Origin of the sequence: Pseudomonas sp. 2822-17 (assembly GCF_002742485.1) — a bacterium.
GTDB lineage: Bacteria > Pseudomonadota > Gammaproteobacteria > Pseudomonadales > Pseudomonadaceae > Aquipseudomonas > Aquipseudomonas cyclaminis.
The window spans coordinates 1-229 of sequence record NZ_LJRZ01000917.1 but is presented as its reverse complement, the minus strand read 5'-3'; the positions used below and the strand labels follow the sequence as shown (position 1 = coordinate 229).

1 protein-coding gene is annotated in these 229 nt (G+C 36.7%); it reads right to left on the bottom strand.

Features of this window, described 5'->3' with window-relative positions; genetic code table 11:
- The coding region (locus tag AOA60_RS29695; RefSeq protein ID WP_178075436.1) for a hydroxyethylthiazole kinase at window positions 1-229 on the bottom strand (229 nt) is incomplete at both ends.

The following is a 229-nucleotide window of genomic DNA, read 5'->3' as shown; positions in this document are numbered from 1 at the left end:
CCCATAAAATATCACTGCTGCAGTGCTTGCAGTTACTTTATCTTCATATTGTGAACAAAAAGCCGCAATGATTGAACTTAAAAGACAACCTGTTCCAGTTACACTCGTAAGCAACTTGTGTCCATTAAAAACCTCAAAACTTGTTTTTCCATCTGTTATATAGTCCGTTGGGCCCGTCATTACAACAACAGTGTTTAATTGTTTCGCTGCATGTTTCGCTAAATTAATA